This is a genomic window from Polaromonas sp. P2_G11, from assembly GCF_056403595.1.
This window is the reverse complement of record NZ_JBFUFE010000002.1, coordinates 226,058-246,407: the sequence shown is the minus strand read 5'-3', so window position 1 is coordinate 246,407 and position 20,350 is coordinate 226,058. Positions and strand designations below refer to the sequence as shown.

17 protein-coding genes are annotated in these 20,350 nt (G+C 60.3%); 5 read left to right on the top strand and 12 right to left on the bottom strand.

The annotated features are described in order from the left end of the window. Positions 1-68: 68 nt before the first annotated feature. Both AC1DWQ_RS07770 and AC1DWQ_RS07765 read left to right on the top strand, forming a co-directional pair. Positions 69-1,265: an amino acid aminotransferase gene (locus AC1DWQ_RS07770; RefSeq protein WP_477669130.1), complete on the top strand. Its 1,197-nt coding sequence runs from the start codon at positions 69-71 to the stop codon at positions 1,263-1,265. Further along, positions 1,249-1,851: a nucleotidyltransferase family protein gene (locus tag AC1DWQ_RS07765; protein WP_477669129.1), complete on the top strand. Its 603-nt coding sequence runs from the start codon at positions 1,249-1,251 to the stop codon at positions 1,849-1,851. Before AC1DWQ_RS07770 ends, AC1DWQ_RS07765 begins: the two co-directional genes overlap by 17 nt. Before the next feature lie 131 nt (positions 1,852-1,982). Here the strand turns inward: AC1DWQ_RS07765 and ygiD are convergent, their stop codons facing one another. Beyond that, positions 1,983-2,837, bottom strand: coding sequence for a 4,5-DOPA-extradiol-dioxygenase (ygiD, locus tag AC1DWQ_RS07760; RefSeq protein ID WP_477669128.1), 855 nt, complete (start codon positions 2,835-2,837; stop codon positions 1,983-1,985). A 271-nt stretch (positions 2,838-3,108) separates the two neighbouring features. On the opposite strand from ygiD, the gene AC1DWQ_RS07755 reads away from it, so the two are divergent. Both AC1DWQ_RS07755 and rsxB read left to right on the top strand, forming a co-directional pair. Beyond that, the gene (locus AC1DWQ_RS07755) at positions 3,109-4,521 is read left to right on the top strand and encodes a polyhydroxyalkanoate depolymerase (protein ID WP_477669127.1); all 1,413 of its coding nucleotides are present in this window, start codon (positions 3,109-3,111) and stop codon (positions 4,519-4,521) included. A gap of 66 nt (positions 4,522-4,587) precedes the next feature. Continuing rightward, the gene (rsxB, locus tag AC1DWQ_RS07750; protein WP_477669126.1) at positions 4,588-5,274 is read left to right on the top strand and encodes an electron transport complex subunit RsxB; all 687 of its coding nucleotides are present in this window, start codon (positions 4,588-4,590) and stop codon (positions 5,272-5,274) included. Between the two features lie 5 nt (positions 5,275-5,279). Here the strand turns inward: rsxB and AC1DWQ_RS07745 are convergent, their stop codons facing one another. The 8 genes from AC1DWQ_RS07745 to scpA are packed head-to-tail and all read right to left on the bottom strand — an operon-like array spanning position 5,280 to position 14,219. Then, positions 5,280-5,756 (bottom strand): VOC family protein, encoded by a 477-nt coding sequence (locus AC1DWQ_RS07745; RefSeq protein WP_477669125.1) that lies wholly within the window; start codon positions 5,754-5,756, stop codon positions 5,280-5,282. Continuing rightward, a complete protein-coding gene (locus AC1DWQ_RS07740; RefSeq protein WP_477669124.1) occupies positions 5,753-7,804 on the bottom strand; it encodes an acetyl-CoA carboxylase biotin carboxylase subunit in 2,052 nt (683 codons plus the stop codon). Before AC1DWQ_RS07740 ends, AC1DWQ_RS07745 begins: the two co-directional genes overlap by 4 nt. 4 nt (positions 7,805-7,808) lie before the next feature. Further along, on the bottom strand, positions 7,809-8,105 hold the full coding sequence (locus tag AC1DWQ_RS07735) for a helix-hairpin-helix domain-containing protein (RefSeq protein ID WP_477669123.1): 297 nt from the start codon (positions 8,103-8,105) through the stop codon (positions 7,809-7,811). Between the two features lie 10 nt (positions 8,106-8,115). Then, a complete protein-coding gene (locus AC1DWQ_RS07730) occupies positions 8,116-9,648 on the bottom strand; it encodes an acyl-CoA carboxylase subunit beta (protein ID WP_477669122.1) in 1,533 nt (510 codons plus the stop codon). A gap of 33 nt (positions 9,649-9,681) precedes the next feature. Continuing rightward, the gene (locus tag AC1DWQ_RS07725; RefSeq protein ID WP_477669121.1) at positions 9,682-10,554 is read right to left on the bottom strand and encodes an alpha/beta hydrolase family protein; all 873 of its coding nucleotides are present in this window, start codon (positions 10,552-10,554) and stop codon (positions 9,682-9,684) included. Next, positions 10,551-11,579 (bottom strand): methylmalonyl Co-A mutase-associated GTPase MeaB, encoded by a 1,029-nt coding sequence (gene meaB, locus AC1DWQ_RS07720; RefSeq protein WP_477669607.1) that lies wholly within the window; start codon positions 11,577-11,579, stop codon positions 10,551-10,553. The genes AC1DWQ_RS07725 and meaB overlap by 4 nt, the downstream gene beginning before the upstream one ends. Next, positions 11,579-12,046: a GNAT family N-acetyltransferase gene (locus AC1DWQ_RS07715; RefSeq protein ID WP_477669120.1), complete on the bottom strand. Its 468-nt coding sequence runs from the start codon at positions 12,044-12,046 to the stop codon at positions 11,579-11,581. The genes meaB and AC1DWQ_RS07715 overlap by 1 nt, the downstream gene beginning before the upstream one ends. A gap of 7 nt (positions 12,047-12,053) precedes the next feature. Continuing rightward, positions 12,054-14,219: a methylmalonyl-CoA mutase gene (gene scpA / locus AC1DWQ_RS07710; protein WP_477669119.1), complete on the bottom strand. Its 2,166-nt coding sequence runs from the start codon at positions 14,217-14,219 to the stop codon at positions 12,054-12,056. 217 nt (positions 14,220-14,436) lie between these two features. Between scpA and AC1DWQ_RS07705 the strand changes: the two genes are divergently transcribed. After that, complete coding sequence (locus AC1DWQ_RS07705) at positions 14,437-15,072, top strand: GntR family transcriptional regulator (protein ID WP_477646492.1); 636 nt, start codon at positions 14,437-14,439, stop codon at positions 15,070-15,072. A 33-nt stretch (positions 15,073-15,105) separates the two neighbouring features. Here the strand turns inward: AC1DWQ_RS07705 and AC1DWQ_RS07700 are convergent, their stop codons facing one another. From AC1DWQ_RS07700 to AC1DWQ_RS07690, 3 genes are all read right to left on the bottom strand, one after another. Continuing rightward, a complete protein-coding gene (locus AC1DWQ_RS07700; RefSeq protein WP_477669118.1) occupies positions 15,106-16,665 on the bottom strand; it encodes a SpoVR family protein in 1,560 nt (519 codons plus the stop codon). Continuing rightward, a complete protein-coding gene (locus AC1DWQ_RS07695; protein ID WP_477669606.1) occupies positions 16,662-17,936 on the bottom strand; it encodes a YeaH/YhbH family protein in 1,275 nt (424 codons plus the stop codon). The genes AC1DWQ_RS07700 and AC1DWQ_RS07695 overlap by 4 nt, the downstream gene beginning before the upstream one ends. A gap of 63 nt (positions 17,937-17,999) precedes the next feature. Then, positions 18,000-19,922, bottom strand: coding sequence for a PrkA family serine protein kinase (locus tag AC1DWQ_RS07690; RefSeq protein WP_477651075.1), 1,923 nt, complete (start codon positions 19,920-19,922; stop codon positions 18,000-18,002). Positions 19,923-20,350 lie beyond the last annotated feature (428 nt).

The window sequence follows — 20,350 nt, the reverse complement described above, 5'->3', positions numbered from 1 at the left end:
ACCTAAATCCGTGACCTGAACCCCCTATCGTCGCTTTCGCCTTCTTTTTACTTCTCTGAGGATATTTCATGTCTTTGTTTACCGCTGTCGAAATGGCCCCGCGTGACCCCATCCTGGGCCTGAACGAGCAGTTCAACGCCGACGCTAACCCTGCCAAGGTCAACCTGGGCGTAGGCGTGTACTACGACGACAACGGCAAACTCCCCCTGCTGCAATGCGTTCAGGCGGCAGAAAAACTCATGATGGAATCTCCCAAGGCACGCGGCTACCTGCCCATTGATGGCATCGCCGCCTACGACGCTGCCGTCAAGGGTCTGGTTTTCGGCGTCGACAGCGAGCCCGTCAAAAGCGGCCGAGTGGCCACTGCACAGGGCATTGGCGGCACGGGCGGCCTGAAGATCGGCGCCGACTTCCTGAAAAAGCTCAGCCCCAATGCCAAAGTCCTGATTTCCGACCCAAGCTGGGAAAACCACCGCGCGCTTTTCAGCCAGGCCGGGTTCGTGGTTGAAAGCTATCCTTACTACGATGCAGCCAAGCGCGGCGTCAACTTCGAGGGCATGCTCGCCGCCCTCAATGCAGCCGCCGAAGGCACCATCGTCGTGCTGCACGCGTGCTGCCACAACCCGACCGGCTACGACATCACCGCGGCCCAGTGGGACCAGGTGATCGCGGCCGTCAAGGCGCGAAAGCTCACGCCGTTCCTCGACATGGCCTATCAGGGCTTTGGCCACGGCATCGCAGAAGACGGTGCCGTCATCGGCAAATTTGTGGCTGCCGGCCTGAGCTTTTTCGTGTCGACGTCCTTTTCCAAAAGCTTCAGCCTCTACGGCGAACGCGTGGGCGCCTTGTCGGTTCTGTGCGAATCCAAGGACGAAGCCGACCGCGTGCTGTCGCAGCTCAAACTGGTCATTCGCACCAACTACAGCAACCCGCAGATCCATGGCGGCATGGTGGTGGCCACGGTGCTCAATACCCCCGCGTTGCGTATCCAATGGGAGCAGGAACTGGCGGAAATGCGTGTGCGCATCAAGGCCATGCGCCAAAAGCTCGTGGACGGCCTGAAGGCCGCCGGCGTCAAGCAGGACATGAGCTTCATTACCGCACAAATCGGCATGTTCAGCTACTCGGGCCTCAGCAAGGACCAGATGGTGCGCCTGCGCAATGAATTCGGCGTTTACGGCACCGACACCGGCCGCATGTGCGTAGCCGCCCTGAACAGCAAGAACATCGACTACGTCTGCGCGTCGATTGCCAAGGTCGTCTGAGGCCGTACTCCCGGATGAATTCATCCGGGACGCGCTGAAAAACCGCCACAACCGGTTCATTCTGGAACACCTGCCTGCGCTGGGACTGCCTGACGCATGGCTGGTGGCGGGATGCCTCTTCCAGACAATCTGGAACCTGCACTCGGGGCAATCGCCCGAAGCCCACATCAAAGACTACGACCTGTTTTACTTTGACGCTGCAGACCTTTCAGGCGCGGGCGAAGCAGCCGTCAATGAACGTGTCAGCGCCCGCTTTGCGGGCCGGGGCATTGTGGTGGAAGCCAAAAACCAGGCCAGGGTCCATACTTGGTATGAGGAGTATTTCGGTTTCCCCTACCCCGCCCTGCAAAGCTCCCGCGATGGTATTGACCGGTTTCTGGTGAGCTGTACGTGTGTCGGCTTAAGGGCAAATACTGCGGAGCGGACGGATGTAGAGCTTTATGCGCCCAACGGCCTGGCGCAGTTGTACGAGGGCAAGCTCAGCCCCAACCCGCTGTGCAACCACCTGCCGCTGTTCGAGCAAAAAGCGAAGGCTTATCGGGATCGCTGGAGCTGGCTGCAGGTTATCCATCCGGAAGTGGCCTGACCGGCCCCCAGCACGGCAGTGGCAAAAGCCAGGCTCCTCAAAGAAAATAGGTTACAGCCCATGACTGACGGGCGCAAGCAGCTATCAATTCAATAGCGCCTCAAGCTACCTGACACTCCGCTCCAACAGATTCATCCCCAAACAACCGACCGCATGGAAATGGAGCCGGCCTGAAAGCTGGTGTTGAAAAACCGCATCGGCTCCTTCGCATCAACCGCGCCTGCGGTGTACAGCAGCGGAAGGTAGTGCTCATGGGTGGGGTGCGCCATCTTCGCCACCTGGCCCAGCTTCTGGAAGTTCTGCAATGCGTCCAGATTGCCCTGCTGCAGATAGCCACCAATCGTCTGGTCGAACTCCAGCGCCCAGTCGTAGGCCTGGTTACCCGCGGCCCCCCGCTGCATCTGGCGCAGGTTGTGCACGATATTGCCGCTGGCCACGATCAGCACGCCGCGGTCCCGCAACGCCTTTAACTGCTTTGCCAGCGCATAGTGCTCCTCGGGCGCCCGGCTGTAATCCATGCTGAGCTGGATGACCGGGATGTCCGCATCCGGAAACATGGGCTTGAGCACCGACCAGGCACCGTGGTCCAGTCCCCATTCACCTTCGTCCAGGCCGAGCGGCGCCGACGCGCGCTGCCTGACCAATTGGCTGATCACCTGCGCCGCCGCGGTGTCGCCGGGCGCGGGGTATTGCTGGTCGAAGAGCTCCTGCGGAAAGCCGCCAAAGTCGTGGATGGTTTTGGGCTTGTCCATGGCCGTCAGCCACCAGCCTTCGGTCAGCCAATGGGCGGAAATGCACAGAATCAGCTGCGGCCTGGGGAATTTCGACCCAAATTCGGCGCCCAGCGCCTGCCAGCTGCGCCGGTACTCGTTGTCGCCGATGGCGTTCATCGGGCTGCCGTGGCCCACAAAAAGGACCGGCATATGGTCTGATTTCTTCAGGGAGGCCAGTTGATCCAGCGAGGAGGCGTCAATCGGGGGAAGCATGTTGTTTTTCCTGTTGAAGGGCTGCAGCTTCAGGGCGGGCAAAGACCACCGGCTGCAGGCAGAATGGTAAGTGTTCTTTCAATTCCGCAGGTGGTGGCGGTTTCTCGGTCCGCAAGCCAAGCTGGCACCATCGTGGTGCTTTTGGCGTCAACAGTGTGAAAACCGCCCGGTATTGGTGGTTATCCTCAAATCAGTGCGGCAACCCCCTGTTATATTGCACTGCAACATATTACGATTTACCGAAGTAACCCTAAACCCAAGGTTGACCCCGATGCTGTACCAAGTCTATGAAGCCCAACGCACCTTGATGGAGCCTTTTGTCGACTTTGCGCAAGCCGCTGCAAAGCTCTACGGCAATCCCCTGTCGCCCATGGGCCAAAACCCGTTTGCCCAACGCGTCGCTGCCGGCTACAGCCTGATTTACCGGCTGGGCAAAGACTACGAAAAACCGGCCTTTGACATCCGGACGGTGGACGTCAACGGCACCGAGGTCAGCATCCACGAACGCGTGGAAATCGACAAACCCTTTTGCGAGCTGCGCCGCTTCAAGCGCTTCACCGACGATCCCGCCACACTGACAGGCCTGAAGGGCGAGCCCGCCGTGCTGATCGTGGCGCCGCTGTCAGGCCACTATGCCACCTTGCTCCGGGACACCGTCAAGACCATGCTCAAAGACCACAAGGTCTACATCACCGACTGGAAAAATGCGCGCACCGTGCCGCTTTCCGAAGGTTCATTCAACCTGGACGACTACGTCAACTACGTCCAGGAGTTCATTCGCCACCTCCAGGGTATTTACGGCAATTGCCACGTCATCAGCGTCTGCCAGCCCACTGTGCCGGTGCTCGCTGCCGTGTCGCTGATGGCCTCCCGAGGCGAAACGACGCCCTTGAGCATGACCATGATGGGCGGCCCGATCGATGCCCGAAAATCGCCCACGGCAGTGAACAACCTGGCCATGAACAAGAGCTACGAGTGGTTTGAAAACAATGTGATTTACCGCGTGCCCAGCAACTTCCCGGGCGCAGGCCGTCGTGTGTACCCCGGCTTTTTGCAGCACACCGGCTTCGTCGCGATGAACCCGGACCGCCACGCCAGCAGCCACTACGACTACTTCAAGGATTTGCTCAAGGGCGACGACGCCAGCGCCGAGGCGCACCGCAAGTTCTACGACGAATACAACGCCGTGCTCGACATGGATGCCGACTACTACCTCGACACCATCAAGACGGTGTTCCAGGAGTTCAAGCTGGTCAACGGCACCTGGGACGTCAAGGGTGTGGACGGCCAAATGGAGCGTGTGCGGCCCGAAGACATCAAAACCACCGCCCATTTCACGGTAGAAGGCGAACTGGACGACATCTCCGGTTCTGGCCAGACCGAGGCGGCACACGGTCTTTGCCACAACATCCCCAAGGCGCTGCAAAAGCACCTGGAAGTCAAGGGTGCGGGCCACTACGGGATTTTCAGCGGCCGCCGCTGGCGCGAGATCGTCTACCCGCAAGTCAAGGCCTTTATTCTTGAGAACAATCGGGCCCCAGCCCAATCCAAGCGCGCGCCAGCAGCTACCAAAACGATAGCAAAGCCAGTGCGCACCGCAGCAGCAAAGCCTGCCGCCAAAGCCGCCCCGAAGGCCGCAGCAAAGCCGGCGGCAAAAAAAGCAGCACGCAGCAAGAAGGCTTGAGGGCGGCGGCAAGGCCGGGTCGAGCGCAGACAGAGCGGGGGCCATGACTGGTAGGACAATAGGCGGGTGATCTCCCCCCCCGACTCCAGCCTTTTCGAGCGCATCAACGCCGCCCTGCCCCAAACCCAGTGCACCCGCTGCGGCTATCCTGACTGCGCGGCGTATGCCACGGCCATTGCAACAGGCCAGGCCCCCATCAATCAATGTCCGCCAGGCGGCGCTGAAGGCGTGCAGCGGCTGTCGGCCATCACCGGTCAGCCCGTTCAGCCGCTCAATCCCTCCAACGGCACAGAAGGCCCGCGTGCTGTCGCCTTCATCGATGAAGACTGGTGCATAGGCTGCACCTTGTGCATCAAGGCCTGCCCGACCGACGCCATCATGGGCAGCAACAAGATGATGCACACCGTCATCGAGCCCTGGTGCACGGGCTGCGAGCTGTGCATCCCGGTCTGCCCTGTTGACTGCATCAGCCTGGAAAACGTCACGGGCGAGCGCACAGGCTGGACGGCATGGTCCCCGCAAGAGGCCGACACCGCCAGGGCCCGTTATGAATTCCATCAGGCCCGGTACAGGAACAGCACAAGCCCGAAGGAGATGGGCGCAGGCAAAGTGACAGACCCGCCACAGGCCCCGCTACCCGCCTCGGCTGCACGCCCCGGAGACGACCCCGCCGTGACAGACCGCAAGCGCATGGTGATTGAAGCCGCCCTGGCCCGCGCCCGCACACAGCGAGAGAGCGGCAAGAAGGACTGAGCAGCTCAACCCAAGGCGGCAAACGCCTTGATCACTTCGGGCGGCGCCTGGACCATTTCAATCAGCACGCCTTCACCCGAAACAGGAAACTCGTCGTTAGCCTTGGGGTGCAGGAAACAGATGTCAAAACCCGCGGCGCCCTTGCGAATGCCGCCGGGCGCAAAGCGCACGCCCTTGGCTGTCAGCCATTCCACAGCCCTGGGCAGGTCGTCTATCCACAGGCCCACATGGTTGAGCGGCGTGGTGTGCACCGCAGGCTTCCTGTCCACATCCAGCGGCTGCATCAGGTCGACCTCAACCTTGAACGGGCCGCTGCCGATTGCGCAGATGTCTTCATCGACGTTTTCACGTTCGCTGACGAAGTTGCCAGTGACCTCCAGGCCCAGCATGTCGACCCACAGCGTGCGCAGCCGGTCTTTGCTGGTGGCGCCAATGGCGATCTGCTGGATGCCCAGCACCTTGAAAGGGCGTCCGGTGCTCATGCCTGAAATTCCACAATCGGTTGGTCCACGCTCAGCGATTCACCCTTGGCTGCCAACACCTTTCCCACCACGCCGTCAGCGACAGCGAACAGCACGTTCTCCATCTTCATCGCTTCAATCACGGCCACGCGCTCCCCAGCCTGCACTTTCTGGCCCACCTGCACGGCAACGTCCACCAGCAAGCCCGGCATGGGCGACAGCACATAGCGGCTCATGTCCGGGGGCGCCTTGTAGGGCATGAGCGCATGCAGTTGCGCCGCACGCGGCGACAGTACCAGGGCATCAAGCCGTGTGCCGTTGTGTGCGATGCGGATGGCCAGCGGGTTGCGCCCGACACCGCGTTCGACCTGTGCAGCGAACGGCTGGCCGTTCACGGTGCCGCGTATGCGCGCACCGCCCAAATGCCAGTTGCTACAAATTTCATAGCTGCTTGCGCCCGTATCTACTGTTCCGGAGCCTGATTGCGCTTGATAATTTCGCACAGTGACAGGGTGTTGCGTGTTCTGTCCCGCAGCGTCCAGGCCGACTACCACGAACTCCTCCCCTACCGTCACGCCATGGCCCGGCAACTGCCCGCTGATGCCGGCGGCACGGCCCAGCATGCGGCGATTAACGTAAGCGGCCAGCGCCAGCAGGAACGAAGGATCATCGTGCGGCACATCTTCGGCGTGAAAGCCTTTGCTGTAGTTTTCAGCAATGAAGCCGGTATTGAAGTCGCCCGCCACAAATTTCGGATGCGCCAGCAAAGCCGCCTGAAAAGGAATGTTGCTCGATATGCCGCGAATCACAAAACCATTGAGCGCCTCACGCATCTTGGCGATGGCGTCTTGACGGTCCTTGCCGTGCACGATGAGCTTGGCGATCATCGAGTCATAAAACATCGGGATTTCGCCGCCGTCCTGCACGCCGGTATCCACGCGCACGCCGTACAACTGCGAGGTGTCTGCCGCGAACATGGTTTCCTTGGGCGGCTGAAAGCGCACCAGCCGGCCCGTGGACGGAAGGAAGCTGCGGAATGGATCTTCAGCGTTGATACGGCATTCAATCGCCCAGCCATTGCGCTGCACGTCTTTCTGCGCGATCGGCAGCTTCTCGCCGGCCGCCACGCGAATCATCAACTCCACCAGGTCCAGCCCGGTAATGCATTCCGTCACCGGGTGCTCCACCTGCAGCCGGGTGTTCATCTCAAGAAAGTAAAAACTCTGGTCCTTGCCAACCACGAACTCCACCGTGCCGGCGCTCTGGTACTTCACCGCCTTTGCCAACGCCACGGCCTGCTCGCCCATAGCTTTGCGCGTCGCGTCGCTGATGAAAGGCGACGGCGCCTCTTCAATCACCTTCTGGTGGCGCCGCTGGATGGAGCATTCGCGTTCATTCAGGTACACCACATTGCCATGGCTATCGCCCAGCAACTGGATTTCGATGTGGCGGGGTTCTTCGACAAACTTCTCGATAAAGACGCGGTCGTCGCCAAAGCTGTTGCGCGCTTCGTTGCGGCAAGAGGTAAAGCCTTCAAAGGCCTCCTTGTCGTTGAACGCCACGCGCAAGCCTTTGCCACCACCGCCGGCAGAGGCCTTGATCATCACCGGGTAGCCAATGCCCTTGGCAATCTCCACGGCCTTCTCGGCCGTTTCAATCGCATCGTTCACGCCGGGAATGCAATTCACGCCCGCCGCGCCGGCCAGCTTTTTCGATTCAATCTTGTCGCCCATGGCGGCAATCGAATAGTGCTTGGGGCCGATAAAGATGATGCCCTCTTCCTCGACACGTTTGGCAAAGCCTGCGTTTTCGCTCAGAAAGCCATAGCCAGGGTGCACTGCCTGCGCACCCGTTTGCTTGCAAGCCGCAATAATTTTGTCGGCCTGCAGATAGCTGTCACGGCTGGGCGCCGGGCCTATGTTGACGGCCTCGTCCGCCAACTCAACGTGGCGGGCGTCTTTGTCGGCGTCGGAATACACCGCAACAGTCTTGATGCCCATTTTTCGGGCGGTGAGAATGACGCGGCAAGCGATCTCGCCCCGATTCGCAATCAGTATTTTGGTAAACATCGTTTTACTTCCTGTCCTGTTTGGCGAGCAGCGCCTTGCGCTCGGCCGTAAAGTCCCACCACGGCTGTTTCGGTCCGCCGTTCATGAATTTTTTCGCTGCCATGAAGGTGTCAAGAACGCATGGGTCGTGACGCCGGCCCATGGGATCACGCAACGCCTCGTACATCTTCAACGCGTTCATGCGCTTCACATCCGACGGGGCTTGAATGCCGACGGACTGCAGATCCGCCGCCAGCGACTTTCCGATATTCGGTATGTCGGTCAATACCCTCACCTCTGCAGCATGCATTGCCTTGGCCATCACGCGGTCCCTACAGTGGAATGTTCCCGTGCTTGCGCCACGGGTTCTCAATCTTCTTGTCGCGCAGCATCACCAGCGACCGGCAGATGCGCTTGCGCGTCTCATGCGGCAGGATCACGTCGTCGATAAAGCCGCGCGCGCCAGCGACAAAAGGATTGGCAAAGCGGGCCTTGTATTCGGCCTCTTTGGCAGCCAGCTTGGCCGGGTCACCCTTGTCTTCGCGGAAGATGATTTCCACCGCGCCCTTGGCGCCCATCACGGCGATTTCGGCGTTGGGCCAGGCGAAGTTGACGTCGCCGCGCAGATGTTTGGAGCTCATCACATCATAAGCGCCACCATAAGCCTTGCGGGTGATCACGGTGATCTTGGGCACGGTGCATTCGGCATACGCATAGAGCAGCTTGGCGCCGTGCTTGATGATGCCGCCGTATTCCTGGCTGGTGCCGGGCATGAAACCGGGAACGTCGACAAAGGTAATCACCGGAATGTTGAAGGCATCGCAAAAGCGCACAAAGCGTGCAGCCTTGATGGAGCTTTTGATGTCCAGGCAACCCGCCAGCACCAAAGGCTGGTTGGCGACGATGCCGACCGACTGGCCTTCCATGCGGGCAAAGCCGATGATGATGTTTTTGGCGTACTCGGGCTGGATCTCGAAGAAGTCGCCGTCGTCCACCGTCTTGACGATGAGTTCCTTCATGTCGTAGGGCTTGTTCGGGTTCTCGGGCACCAGCGTGTCCAGGCTCAGGTCCATACGGCCAGCCGGGTCGGCGCTGGGGCGCACCGGGGCTTTTTCACGGTTGTTGAGCGGCAGGTAGTTGTAGAGGCGGCGCAGCATCAGCAGCGCCTCGACGTCGTTCTCGAATGCCAGGTCGGCCACGCCGCTACGTGTGGTGTGGGTGGTGGCGCCGCCCAGTTCTTCGGCCGTTACTTCCTCATGGGTCACGGTCTTGACGACTTCGGGCCCCGTCACAAACATGTAGGAGCTGTCCTTGACCATGAAGATGAAGTCGGTCATGGCGGGGGAATACACGGCGCCGCCGGCGCTCGGCCCCATGATCATGCTGATCTGCGGAATCACGCCACTGGCCATCACGTTGCGCTGGAACACATCGGCATAACCGCCCAATGACGCCACACCTTCCTGAATACGGGCACCGCCCGAGTCATTGAGGCCGATGACCGGCGCGCCGACCTTCATGGCCTGGTCCATCACCTTGCAGATTTTCTCGGCATGAGCTTCGCTCAGGGCGCCGCCAAACACGGTGAAGTCCTGGCTGAAGACAAACACCAGGCGGCCGTTGATCATGCCGTAGCCGGTGACGACGCCGTCGCCCGGAATCTTGTTGTCCTGCATGCCGAAGTCGGTGCAGCGGTGTTCGACAAACATGTCCCACTCTTCAAACGTGCCTTCGTCGAGCAGCAGCTCCAGCCGTTCGCGCGCTGTCAGTTTGCCTTTGCCGTGCTGCGCATCGATGCGCTTTTGCCCGCCGCCCAATCGGGCCGCGGCGCGTTTCTTTTCGAGTTGTTCAAGGATTTCTTGCATGGTGTGTTCCGCTTTTTTTGGGACGGTGAAAATTTATTTGGCAGGTTCAAACAAAAGGCGGGCGGCGGCCTGGCTCATGCGGCGCGACTCGTGCCCCACGCCCGGCACGGTGGCACGCTCCCAGGCCAGGGGTGTGCCCAGCTTCTGCGCCTGCGCCTGGGCCTGCTCGAAGAAGTGGGTGCCGCGCTCAAAGCGGTTCACGCCTTGGGCTGTGGCTTGCCTGGCCTTGGGAAGGTTGGCCTCATCGGTTTTTATGTCAGTTTCACCAAGCAGCACGATCAGCTTGCGGGCAAAAACCTGCCTGAGTTTGTCGGGGCTGACAATGCTTTCGTTAAGCGCGTAGGGAAATTTGTCTTCCATCAGGCCTGGATATCGGGGCATGGTGTAACTGCCGGCATTGGCCGCCACGGCGACTGAAACGCGGGGTGCCTCGGCCAGCAGCATAAAGCGGTGCACAAACTGCCCGCCCGCCGAGTGGCCGAACAGCAGGTAGTCGCTCGCCGCGAGGCCCTCACCAGCACGGACAAAATCGAAAAGATGCTCGACGATCTGGAAAGACCACTGGGCCCGGTCACGGCTTTCAATGCCGCCCATGTTGAACAACCTGGAAGAAAACCGCGCCTCGTCAAACTCCGGGGCCAGCACGATGAGTTTATTTTTCTCCGCAAAAGGCATCCAGTTGTCGCGCATGCGCGAGCCCTGCCGTTCCGCGCCGTGGATCACCATCATTACCTTGGCATCGGGGCCGGCGCTGCGCGCCTTGTAGTAATGCACCGTGACGGGCTTGTCCGCGAAATAGCCTTTGTCGGTGAAGACAAAACTCTGCGGCTCGCCGGCGACCATGCCGCCGGCCCACGCCAGGCATGCCTGAAAAAGCAGCACGAAAAGAATGGCGATTTTCTTCATGCATTCCATCCTTTGGATGCCAGGGCCAGCAAGCTCCTGGCGGCTGTCGATGCCGCGACTTCACCGCGCGCCACTTCGGCCAGCAAGCCGGGCAGGCGCTCACGCACCTGCGGATCCTGACGGAAAGCCTGCTTGAGGCCGGCGTCTATGCGCTCCCACATCCATGACAGCGACTGCTGCTGGCGCCGGGCGGCCAGCTGGCCATTGGCAGTCTGCAGGGACTTGAACTGCATCACGGCTTTCCAGAACACGTCCACGCCTTTGTTGTGCAGGGCGCTGAGCTGGATGACTTGCGGATGCCAGTTTTTGTCGAAATTAGCGGCCTGCGCGCCGTCCATGGCGTTGTTGACCAGACCGAACAAGCGCATGGCTGACGTGATCTGCGCCTCAGCGCGCATCGCCGCGTCGGCATCGATGTCGGCCTTGTTGATGATGACGAGGTCGGCCAGTTCCATCACGCCCTTTTTGATGGCCTGCAGGTCGTCACCGGCATTGGGCAGCTGCATCAGCACAAACATGTCGGTCATGTTGGCGACGGCGGTTTCGCTCTGGCCCACGCCCACGGTTTCCACAATCACCACGTCGTACCCGGCGGCTTCGCAGACCAGCATCGCCTCGCGCGTCTTTTCGGCCACGCCGCCCAGGTTTCCGCTGGAAGGGCTGGGCCGGATATAGGCACGGTCATGCACCGAGAGCTTTTCCATGCGGGTCTTGTCGCCCAGGATGGAGCCGCCTGAGACGGAAGAAGAAGGATCGATCGTGAGCACGGCCACACGGTGGCCCTGGGTGATCAGGTACAGGCCCAGTACCTCGATGAAGGTGGACTTGCCCACGCCGGGAACGCCGCTGATGCCCAGGCGCATGGCCTTGCCGGTGTGGGGCAGCAGGGCCGTGAGTAACTCGTCTCCCTGGGCGCGGTGGTCGGCGCGGGTGGACTCCAGCAGCGTGATGGCCTTGGCGATGGCGCGGCGCTGCACCATTGGGTCCGGGCCCATGATGGCCTGGAGGAAATCGGGCGCGGCCATCACGCGACCGACTCCGTGGCTGGCCATTCGTAGTGCAAGTCGACACCCTCTTCTCCTTGCAGCACAAAGCCGTGGCGCATATAGAAGCGATTCGCATCGCTCCCTTTCAGCGCAGTCAGCCTGACGGCCAGGCTACGCTCGCGTGCCTGCCTGATCACCTGCCGCAGCACCCACGAACCTATGCCCTGACCGCTGGCGTTGCTGCGCAGATAGAGATGATCGAGCCGCAGGGCTGCATCACCCTCAGGCTTGAGCGTGAAGAAGCCCACGCGATTGCCGTCAAGCAGGATGTGTTGCATGTACGGCGGAAAAAATCCCGCGGACAAGCGCTCGCGCGAGCGCGCAAGATCGAAGCGGCCAACGCGCTCCAGGCTGGGGCGCATGGCATCGATGCGCAAAGCCAGCATCTCCTCGAAATCACCGGCGATAACCGGCTGCAAGGACAGGCGGGAACTGATATCCGTCACCGCAGACTCATTTCGCAACAGCTTTGCGAATCTGCTCCAGCACATCCTTGGCGCTGGCCGGGATCGGCGTGCCCGGGCCGTAGATGCCTTTCACGCCGGCTTCGTACAGCATGTCGTAATCCTGCCTTGGAATCACGCCGCCGACAAACACGATGATGTCGTCGGCGCCCTGCTTCTTGAGCTCGGCGATGATGGCCGGCACCAGCGTCTTGTGGCCGGCCGCCAGCGTAGAGACACCGACCGCATGCACGTCGTTCTCAATCGCCTGGCGCGCGCACTCTTCGGGTGTCTGGAACAGCGGCCCCATGTCCACGTCAAAGCCCAGGTCGGCAAACGCCGTGGCCACCACCTTGGCGCCGCGGTCGTGGCCGTCCTGGCCGAGTTTGGAGATCATCACGCGTGGACGGCGGCCCTGCTCTTCAGCAAAAGCATTGATTTCGGTCTTGAGAGTTTCCCAGCCCTCGGCCGAGTCATATGCGGCAGCGTACACACCGGTCACCTTTTGTGTATCGGCGCGGTGGCGCCCGTAGACTTTCTCGAGGGCATCGCTGACCTCACCCACCGTGGCGCGCAGACGCACGGCCTTGATGCTAAGGTCCAGCAGATTGCCGTTGTTATTTTCGGCGGCTGCCGTCAAGGCGTCCAGCGCGGCCTGCACAGCAGCGATGTCCCGCTTTGCCTTGATAGCCTTGAGCCGGGTGATCTGCCCGTCGCGCACGGCCACGTTGTCAATGTCGCGCGATTCAATCGCGTCTTCGGTCTTGAGTTTGTACTTGTTGACGCCGACGATGACGTCCTTGCCGCTGTCGATGCGCGCCTGCTTTTCAGCCGCGGCCGCCTCGATCTTGAGCTTGGCCCAGCCGCTGTCGACGGCTTTCGTCATGCCGCCCATGGCCTCGACTTCTTCAATGATGGCCCAGGCGGCGTCAGCCATGTCCTGGGTGAGCTTTTCCATCATGTAGCTGCCGGCCCAGGGATCGATGACGTGGGGAATGTGGGTTTCTTCCTGGATGATGAGCTGGGTGTTGCGAGCGATGCGGGCGCTGAACTCGGTGGGCAGGGCAATCGCTTCGTCAAACGAGTTGGTGTGCAGGCTCTGCGTGCCGCCAAAGACAGCAGCCATCGCCTCGATGGTGGTGCGCACCACGTTGTTGTAAGGGTCCTGCTCGGTCAGACTCCAGCCCGAAGTCTGGCAGTGCGTGCGCAACATCAGGCTCTTGGGGCTCTTGGCATTGAAGCCCTTCATGATGCGGCACCACAGCAGGCGGGCGGCGCGCATCTTGGCGACTTCCAGATAGAAGTTCATGCCGATGGCCCAGAAGAAACTCAGGCGCCCGGCGAATTCATCCACGTCCAGGCCCTTGCCCAGCGCGGTTTTCACATACTCTTTCCCGTCGGCCAAGGTGAAGGCCAGTTCAAGCGCCTGGTTGGCACCGGCCTCCTGCATGTGATAACCCGAGATCGAGATCGAATTGAACTTCGGCATGTTCTGCGCCGTGTATTCAATGATGTCGCCGATGATGCGGATGCTGGGCTGGGGCGGAAAGATATACGTATTGCGGACCATGAACTCCTTGAGGATGTCGTTCTGGATGGTTCCGCTCAGTTTTTCCTGGCTCACGCCCTGCTCTTCGGCCGCGACCACATACCCTGCCAGCACCGGCAGCACCGCGCCGTTCATGGTCATGGAGACGCTGACCTTGTCCAGCGGGATCTGGTCGAACAGGATTTTCATGTCCTCGACCGAATCAATCGCCACGCCGGCTTTGCCCACGTCGCCGGTCACACGCGGATGGTCGCTGTCGTAGCCGCGGTGCGTGGCCAGGTCAAACGCCACCGACACGCCCTGCCCTCCCGCGGCCAACGCCTTGCGATAGAAAGCATTCGACTCCTCAGCCGTGGAAAAGCCGGCGTACTGACGGATCGTCCATGGGCGCACCGCATACATGGTGGCCTGTGGGCCGCGGATGAAAGGCTCAAAACCCGGCAGCGTGTTGGTGTGCGGAAGGTCTTTGGTATCTTCGGCGGTGTAAAGCGGCTTGACGCTGATACCGTCTGGCGTCTGCCAGTTCAGCGCGCCCACATCGCCGCCAGGCGCCGATTTGGCAGCGGCTTTGGCCCATGCTTCGAGGCTGGCTGCAGGAAATTCAGGTTCTTTGCTGGGCTTGGACATGGGATGGGTTTACCGTAACGGGTCTTCACGCCGGGTGCTGCGATAGAAACAGCATAGGCTCAGCATGAGAGGAAGTCATGAATCCGGCCAAGTTTACATCATTTATAATTATTGATGCAAAATTCAGTTTGAAGTAAGATGCCCACTAACTCGCGTGCAGCGCTGATCGAAAGCAGCGCCCACTCGAAGCTTTCGCACATTCAAAAAATTTATACCCATGGCCGCAGTGTCCCTGACCCCTCGAGCGCTTTACGAAGAAGTGGCGGAGCTTTTGCGCCAGCGCATCTTCAACCGCGAACTGACGCCGGGCAGCTGGATTGACGAGCTCAAGCTGGCCGAGGAATACGGCATCAGCCGAACGCCGCTGCGCGAAGCCCTGAAAGTGCTGGCCACCGAAGGCCTGGTCACGATGAAGGTGCGGCGCGGCGCCTATGTAACCGAAGTGTCTGAGCGGGACCTGGCCGATGTGTATCACCTGCTTGCGCTGCTGGAGAGCGACGCGGCCGGTGTGGTGGCCACCCAGGCGACGCCTTCCCAGCTCAAGGAACTGCAGGGCCTGCATAACGAACTCGAGAAAGCCGTCGGCAACCGTGAGCGGTTCTTCGAGATCAATGAAGCCTTTCACATGCGCCTGCTGGAAATCGCCAACAACCGCTGGCGCGACCAGATGGTGGCCGACCTGCGCAAGGTCATGAAGCTCAACCGCCACAACTCGCTGCTCAAAAGTGGCCGCATTGAAGAGTCGCTTGCCGAGCATCGCGCCATCATGCAGGCGCTGTCGTCAGGCGACGCGAATGCCACCGCGCAGCGCATGCGGGAGCACTTCAGGAACGGACTGGAAGCGGCGGCCTGACAACCCCACCTTCCGGCCGACCCCTGAATGAAATCAGGCCTGCGGCAGCGCCTCCCAGTGCTGCACCACCTTGCCATGCTTGTCCACACTTTCAAGCAGGACGGGAAAACCCCAAAGGCGCGCAACATGCTTGATCACCTCCTGGACATCGTCCGTGAGCGTTCGGTCGTTGTGGCGGCTGTGGCGCAAGGTCAGGGAGCGGGTCCCGCGCACGTCCACGTCCCAGACCTGTATGTTGGGCTCGCGGTAATTCAGGTCATGCTGGCGCGACAGCGCCTCGCGTACATGCCGATAACCCGCGTCGTCATGAATGGCCGCCACTTCAAGCTCGGACTTGCTCGCATCATCCACCACTGAGAAGAGGCGGAATTCGCGTATCAGACGCGGCGAAAGGTATTGCCCGATGAAACTCTCGTCGCGGAAATGCCGCATCGCGTAGTCCAGCGTCTCCAGCCAGTTGGAGCCGGCAACGTCCGGCAGCCACTGCCGGTCTTCTTCCGTGGGAGACTCGCAAATGCGCTTGAGGTCGCTGAACATGGCAAACCCCAGCGCGTAGGGGTTGACGCCGTTGTAGCCCGGATGTGTCACCGGCGGCTGGTAAATGACATTGGTGTGGGATCGCAGGCATTCGATCATGAAGCCGTCGGTCAGCAAGCCCTCGTCGTACAGGGAATTGAGCAGTGTGTAATGCCAGAAGGTGGCCCAGCCTTCATTCATGATCTGCGTCTGGCGCTGTGGGTAAAAATACTGGCCGATCTTGCGCACGATGCGGATCACCTCGCGCTGCCAGGGTTCCAGCAGGGGCGCGTTCTTCTCGATGAAATACAGGATGTTTTCCTGCGGCTCCGGCGGAAAACGGCGATGGGTTTTTTCGGCCGGCTTGTCGGCAGACCTGGGGACTGTGCGCCACAGGTCATTGAGCTGCTGCTGCAGATAAGCCTCGCGGTCCTTGCGGCGGGCTTCTTCCTCCGCCAGCGACAGCTTCTGCGAGCGCTGGTAACGGTCCACGCCGTGGCTCATCAGGGCATGGCAGGAATCCAGCAGCTGCTCGACGGGCTCCCAGCCGTGGCGCTCTTCGCACTCGGCAATGTAGGCCCGCGCGTATACCAGGTAGTCGACGATGGCGCCGGCGTCGGTCCACATCTGGAACAGGTAGTTTCCCTTGAAGAAGGAGTTGTGCCCGTAGCAGGCATGCGCCATCACCAGCGCCTGCATGGGCATGGTGTTTTCTTCCATCAGGTAGGCGATGCAGGGGTTGGAATTGATCACGACTTCGTAAGCCAGCCCCATCTGGCCGCGCCGGTAATTTTTTTCCGTCGAGATGAACTGCTTGCCGAAGGACCAGTGCCGATAGTTCACCGGCATGCCCACCGAGGCATAGGCATCAATCATCTGCTCGGCCGTGATGACCTCGAGTTGCACCGGGTAGGTGTCCAGGCCGAAGGACTTTGCCTTTCGCGCAATCTCGCCGTGGTAGAGCTCGATCAACTCGAAGGACCAGTCGGACGGGCTGGGCAGGCAGGCATGCCGGCGCCCGGTGCCGGACAAGCCAGGCGCCGCCACTTCGGCAGGCTTTCTCTCGCTCTTTGTCATGGCTTGACGCCTTTTTTGAACAACTCCCTGAACACCGGGAAAATCTCGTCCGCGGCTGCGACCTTGCGCATCGCGAAATTACGGTTGTCCTCTTGCACCTGGGTGTACTCCTCCCAGAGGTTCTGGTCCTCTTCACCGACCTGGACATAGGCGAAATACCGCGACACCGGCAGCAGCTTGCCGACCAGCAATTCGCGGCAGCGTGCCGAATCCTGGTGCCAGTTATCGCCGTCCGAAGCCTGGGCGCCATAGATGTTCCAGTCGCCGGGAGGATAGCGCTCCTGGATGATCTGGTGCATCAAGGCCAGTGCGCTGGACACCACGGTGCCACCGGTTTCGGTGGACTGGAAGAATTCCTCTTCGGACACCTCGGTGGCCTGGGTGTGGTGGCGAATGAAGATGACGTCGGTTTTCTCGTAATGCTTCCTGAGGAACAGGTACAGCAGGATAAAAAACCGTTTGGCGATGTCCTTGCGCGTTTCGTCCATGGAGCCCGATACATCCATCAGGCAAAACATGACCGCCTTGGCACTGGGCTGCGGCACCCTGACCCGGTTGCGGTAACGCAGATCGAAGGGATCGAAAAACGGGATGGCCTTGAGGCGCCGGCGAAGCGCGTCGACTTGTGTCCTCAAGGAAAGAATCTCGTCAGGCAGGTCCGGCGCGTCGCGCAGCGCCAGCGCCAGCTGCGCCTCCAGCTCATGCACCTGCCGCCGCGTCTCCCCGCCTATGGCGATGCGCCGGCTGAGCGCGACCCGCAGCGAACGCACCACGTGCAGGTTGGTCGGCGTTCCGTCCGAGATGAAACCGGCGCGGCGGGACTTCCATTCCGGCGCATCGGGCAAAAGCTGGGTACGTATGAGATCGGGCAGCGCAAGGTCGTCAAAAAAATACTGCATGAACTCTTCGCGCGTGATGCGGAAGACAAAGTCGTCCTCACCCTCACCGTCGGGACTGGCCTCACCGCCCGACCCGCCGCCGCTGCCGCCCTGCGGCCGCGCGATGCGGTCGCCGCGTACGTATTCGCGGTTACCGGGGTGCACAGTCTCGCGCGTGCCGCCGGTATGACCAAACACCGGCTGGTAAACGTCGCGCCGCGGCAATGTGACGTCTTCGCCCTGTTCGATGTCATGGATGCTGCGGCCCGCGACAGCACGGCGCACGGCGTCGCGTATCTGCCCACGGAATCGGCGCAGGAAACGCTCGCGGTTGCCGATGGACTTGTTCTTTCCCGCCAACCGCCTGTCAATGACTTGCTGGAGCACGTTGATCTCCGGTCACATACACATGACTACACCTGACACAGGACGCGCCGCCACGGCGCGCCGCGGCCCTCAGGAACTCTTGCGTACCCGCAGGTACCAGTCGCACAGCAACCGGACCTGCCGCGTGGTATACCCCTTGGCGACCATGCGGTTGACGAAGTCTTCGTGTTTTTGCTGCTCGTCCGCGCTGGCCTTGGCATTGAACGAAATCACTGGCAGCAGGTCTTCGGTGTTCGAGAACATCTTTTTCTCGATCACGGTACGGAGTTTTTCGTAGCTGGTCCAGACCGGGTTCTTGCCCGCATTGTTGGCCCGCGCGCGCAACACGAAATTGACAATCTCGTTGCGGAAGTCTTTCGGGTTGCTGATGCCGGCAGGCTTCTCGATTTTCTCGAGCTCGGCATTGAGCGCCGAGCGGTCAAAGATTTCGCCAGTATCGGTATCACGGTATTCCTGGTCCTGGATCCAGAAGTCGGCGTAGGTCACGTACCGGTCGAAAATGTTCTGCCCGTATTCCGAATAGGACTCCAGGTAGGCCGTCTGGATTTCCTTGCCGATGAACTCGGCATAACGCATGGCCAGGATTTCCTTGATATAGGCCAGGTACTTCTGCTCGGTTTCAGGCGGGAACTGCTCGCGCTCGATCTGCTGCTCCAGCACATACATCAGGTGCACAGGGTTGGCCGCGATTTCGGTGGAGTCGAAGTTGAACACCTTGGACAAAATCTTGAAGGCAAAACGCGTCGAGATCCCATTCATTCCCTCATCGACACCCGCATAGTCGCGGTATTCCTGGTAGCTCTTGGCTTTCGGGTCGGTGTCCTTGAGATTTTCGCCGTCATACACCTGCAGCTTGCTGAAGATGCTGGAGCTCTCGGGCTCCTTCAGGCGCGTCAGCACGGCAAACTGCGCCATCATCTTCAGGGTGCCGGGCGCGCAGATGGCGTTGTGCAGCGAGGAGTTGTGAATCAGCTTTTCATAAATCTTCACTTCCTCCGACACGCGCAGGCAATACGGAATTTTGACGATGTAAATCCGGTCCAGGAAAGCCTCGTTGTTCCTGTTGTTCTTGAACGCCTTCCACTCGCTTTCGTTGGAGTGCGCCATCACGATGCCGTCGAAGGGAATGGCGCCAAAGCCCTCCGTGCCCTTGAAGTTGCCTTCCTGAGTGGCGGTCAGCAAGGGATGCAGCACTTTGATGGGCGCCTTGAACATCTCCACAAATTCAAGCAAGCCCTGGTTGGACAGGCACAGGCCGCCGGAATAGCTGTAGGCGTCCGGATCGTCCTGGGCGTAAGTCTCCAGCTTGCGGATGTCGATCTTGCCGACCAGCGAAGAGATGTCCTGGTTGTTCTCGTCGCCAGGCTCTGTTTTGGAAATGGCGCACTGCTTCAGTATGGAAGGAAAGCGCTTGACCACACGGAACCGGCGAATATCCCCGCCGTACTCCTCGAGGCGCTTGACCGCCCACGGCGACATGACTCGCTGCAGGTAACGCGGTGCAATGCCGTACTGGGACTCGAGCAGCGGAAGGTCCTCTGCATTATTGAACAGGCTGAGCGGAGACTCATTAACAGGCGATCCCTTCAAGGCGTAAAAAGGTACTTGCTCCATCAGCTGTTTGAGCCGCTCGGCGATCGACGATTTGCCGCCACCCACAGGGCCCAGCAAATAGAGGATTTGTTTTTTCTCTTCCAGGCCCTGCGCAGCATGGCGGAAATAGGAAACCACCTGTTCGATGGGATCCTCCAGGCCGTAAAAGTCGCGGAACGCCGGGTAGATCTTGATGACCTTGTTGCCGAACAGACGCGACAGGCGCTGGTCATGCCGGGTGTCCAGCAGTTCAGGCTCACCAATGGCGGCGAGCATGCGCTCAGCCGCGGTGGCGTAGACGAGAGGACTGCGCTTGCAGGCGTCGAGGTAGTCCTCGATGGACAACTCCTCTTCTCGCGTCTGTTCATAACGCGTCAGAAAATTACGGACGACATCCATAAAGCCTCCTTTGCGCGCGGGAACCGAAGCACCCCGACTCATGATGGAAATCTGCTTCAGATTCCGCGCAATGCATCGACTGTTATCTCACACCATGCGATTGGTAGATCGCAGCATCAACGGAAAGTTCCAGGGAACAATCGTTTCCATTATTTTCCAAATGCGCGAATAGGTACAGCGTATTTTTTAACGAATGCGGGCGATATGTATGCGTGTGTGCACCTTGCCGGAACCATCGCACGTCCGTCTTCATGGTCGTTGAGTTTGCTATCTTTTTAATAGCTGAGTGCGCAGGCGATCTGGCAGCTTTGAAGGTTTTGTTGAAGAATGAAAAATCGCTGGCCGTGATTCATTTCAAAGCCGAAGCGCATTCAACAGACAAAAATCAGACACACGCGTTGCATGGACAAACAGCAGACCGCAAGCTG

Excerpts from the sequence above, each read along its gene's own strand:
- AC1DWQ_RS07770 (WP_477669130.1), top strand. The coding sequence starts at position 69 with ATGTCTTTGTTTACCGCTGTCGAAATGGCCCCGCGTGACCCCATCCTG.
- ygiD (WP_477669128.1), bottom strand. The coding sequence starts at position 2,837 with ATGCTTCCCCCGATTGACGCCTCCTCGCTGGATCAACTGGCCTCCCTG.
- AC1DWQ_RS07755 (WP_477669127.1), top strand. The coding sequence starts at position 3,109 with ATGCTGTACCAAGTCTATGAAGCCCAACGCACCTTGATGGAGCCTTTT.
- AC1DWQ_RS07745 (WP_477669125.1), bottom strand. The coding sequence starts at position 5,756 with ATGAGCACCGGACGCCCTTTCAAGGTGCTGGGCATCCAGCAGATCGCC.
- AC1DWQ_RS07740 (WP_477669124.1), bottom strand. The coding sequence starts at position 7,804 with ATGTTTACCAAAATACTGATTGCGAATCGGGGCGAGATCGCTTGCCGC.
- AC1DWQ_RS07735 (WP_477669123.1), bottom strand. The coding sequence starts at position 8,105 with ATGGCCAAGGCAATGCATGCTGCAGAGGTGAGGGTATTGACCGACATA.
- AC1DWQ_RS07730 (WP_477669122.1), bottom strand. The coding sequence starts at position 9,648 with ATGCAAGAAATCCTTGAACAACTCGAAAAGAAACGCGCCGCGGCCCGA.
- AC1DWQ_RS07725 (WP_477669121.1), bottom strand. The coding sequence starts at position 10,554 with ATGAAGAAAATCGCCATTCTTTTCGTGCTGCTTTTTCAGGCATGCCTG.
- meaB (WP_477669607.1), bottom strand. The coding sequence starts at position 11,579 with ATGGCCGCGCCCGATTTCCTCCAGGCCATCATGGGCCCGGACCCAATG.
- scpA (WP_477669119.1), bottom strand. The coding sequence starts at position 14,219 with ATGTCCAAGCCCAGCAAAGAACCTGAATTTCCTGCAGCCAGCCTCGAA.
- AC1DWQ_RS07705 (WP_477646492.1), top strand. The coding sequence starts at position 14,437 with ATGGCCGCAGTGTCCCTGACCCCTCGAGCGCTTTACGAAGAAGTGGCG.
- AC1DWQ_RS07700 (WP_477669118.1), bottom strand. The coding sequence starts at position 16,665 with ATGACAAAGAGCGAGAGAAAGCCTGCCGAAGTGGCGGCGCCTGGCTTG.
- AC1DWQ_RS07690 (WP_477651075.1), bottom strand. The coding sequence starts at position 19,922 with ATGGATGTCGTCCGTAATTTTCTGACGCGTTATGAACAGACGCGAGAA.